The 2518-nt window shown below is 45.0% G+C and carries 2 protein-coding genes; both read right to left on the reverse strand.

Annotated elements, in window-relative coordinates; translation table 11 throughout:
- Nucleotides 1–133 precede the first annotated feature (133 nt).
- Nucleotides 134–1138: an FAD-binding oxidoreductase gene (locus tag ACTHUT_RS17850; protein WP_440419261.1), complete on the reverse strand. Its 1005-nt coding sequence runs from the start codon at nucleotides 1136–1138 to the stop codon at nucleotides 134–136.
- Between the two features lie 79 nt (nucleotides 1139–1217).
- On the reverse strand, nucleotides 1218–2518 hold a 1301-nt coding region (gatB, locus tag ACTHUT_RS17855), incomplete at its 5' end, for an Asp-tRNA(Asn)/Glu-tRNA(Gln) amidotransferase subunit GatB (protein ID WP_440419262.1).

Genomic DNA, 2518 nt, shown 5'->3' on the forward strand with positions numbered 1-2518 from the left:
GCCATAAACATCTATGCAATAACTACCACATAGAAAAAAGAGTGTGCAAAAACACACTCTTTCTCAAACAGATTGCCATCAAATTTTACTCTTAACACCTACATTCAAACATATAAATTCTGTATAAACATGATTATGCCGGTGAAAAAGCATCACAGAAGAAGGCATCTTCCGGTAAAGCACATTTTTGAGTCAGCAAACTTTGTGCACTCTCTGTCATAGCTAGTGACCCGCAAGCATAAACTTCATATTGGCTCAAATCAGGATAATTTTGTGCGGCAACGTTTTGCACATATCCATTCTCCCCTTTCCAATCGGAATCAGGCTTAGAAAGGACAGGCGAGAATTTTGCATTTTTCAGACGGCCTATTAATGCTTCTGCTTCTTCCAATGCGTACAAATCCTCCTGCTGACGTGCCCCCCAGTAGAAATGAACCGGACGTTCGCTATTCTGATGAATCAAATCAAGCAAAATACTGCGGATAGGTGCGTAACCTGTACCCGTTGCCAACAAAACAATCGGTTTATCGCTGTCCTTTTGCAAAGTAAACGTACCCAATGGACCTTTAACGCGGACAATACCTTTTTCTTTGACTTTCGGCTCGGCACCAAAAATCATTTCCGAACATACGCCGTTTTCACGTTTACGGATATGCAGTTCCAAAACACCTTCTTGGTCAGGCGAATTGGCGATTGAATAGCTGCGGCTGATATTGCCGGGAAGCAGCAAATCAATATATTGTCCGGCATAAAATGCAAATGACGGCACTTTAGGTAAAGCCAACCTCAACAAAGCAACATCATGTTTGATTTCAATCGTTTCGATGCGTACAGGCAAAGTGCGCACCGGCAAAGCATTCGGATTAAACCCCGGCACATTGATTTTCAGGTTGCTCTTCGCAGTAGTACAGCACAATAACACTTTACCCTGCACTTTTTCTTCGGCGCTGATGGCTTTATCAATATGATCGCCCATTTCAAATTCGCCACTCATCAACTCGGCCTTGCATTGTCCGCAGGCACCACTTTTACAAGAATGGGGCAGATTTAAATTTTGACGGGTCGCGGCAGCAAGAACGGTTTCATCCTCGTTTGCCGTAAATGTGATTTGATCTGATAAGGTAATAGTATGTGTCATGGTATTTTAGAATAGTTTTAAAATCAAAAATAAAGGCCATCTGAAAATAAACCTGTTTTCAGACGGCCTGTCCTATCTATCAAGCTAATTTGGCTTTAATCAGCTCTTGAACTTGAGCCGGATTAGCCTTGCCTTTACTTGCTTTCATCACTTGGCCGACAATCGCATTCAAGGCTTTTTCATTACCGGAACGGAATTGTTCAATGGCTTTCGCATTGTTTGCCAACACTTCGTCCACCATCGCTTCAATTGCACCAGTGTCAGTAATTTGTTGCAAACCATGTTTCTCGATGATTTCGGCAATACCTGCTTCAGGCTCGGCCCACATTGCTTCAAAAGCTTTTTTCGCCAATTTGCTGCTTAATGTTCTATCCGCAACTTTAGCAACCAACTCGGCAAGACGTGAAGCTGTAATCGGGCTTTCAGCCAGTTCCAAACCTTCTTTATTCAAGGTAGCGGCAAGCTCGCCGTTCATCCAGTTTGCAGTCAATTTACCTTGGCCACAGGCTTTGGCTGCTTCTTCAAAGTAGGCAGCTTGAGCGCGACTGGCAGTCAACAGACGTGCATCATAGTCAGATACGCCGTAATCGGCGACAAAACGCGCCGCCATTTCATGCGGCAACTCAGGCATTTGCTCTTTGGCTTTTTGCAATTGGCCGTCTGAAATAATAACCGGCAGCAAATCCGGATCCGGGAAATAGCGGTAATCGTGCGCATCTTCTTTCAAACGCATCACACGGGTTTCGCCTTTTTCAGGGTCAAACAGCATGGTTGCCTGCTGTACTTTACCGCCGTCTTCCAAGATTTCGATTTGCGCTTCCACTTCATAATTGATGGCTTGTTCCAAGAAGCGGAAAGAGTTGAGGTTTTTGATTTCACGGCGTGTACCGAACTCAGCCTGACCTTTTGGACGTACAGAAACGTTGGCATCGACGCGGAACGAGCCTTCCGCCATATTGCCGTCGCAAATATCCAACCAAGTTACCAAACCATGCAATGCTTTAGCGTATGCCACGGCTTCGGCTGCGGAACGCATTTCCGGCTCGGAGACAACTTCCAACAAAGGCGTACCGGCACGGTTCAAGTCAATACCAGTAGCACCGTTCAAACCTTCATGTACGGATTTACCCGCATCTTCTTCCATGTGCGCACGGGTAACATTGATGGTTTTAACTTCATCGCCTACTACGATTTCCAGTTTGCCGTGTTCAACAATCGGCAAATCCAACTGGCTGATTTGATAGCCTTTTGGCAAATCAGGATAAAAATAGTTTTTACGGTCAAACACGTTTTTCTGATTGATTTTCGCATCCAAAGCCAAACCGAGTTTGATGGCTTTTTCGACGACTTCGCGGTTCATTACCGGCAATACGCCCGGCA

Source organism: Neisseria sp. P0022.S010 (genome assembly GCF_051956635.1).

Excerpts from the sequence above, each read along its gene's own strand:
- ACTHUT_RS17850 (WP_440419261.1), bottom strand. The coding sequence starts at position 1,138 with ATGACACATACTATTACCTTATCAGATCAAATCACATTTACGGCAAAC.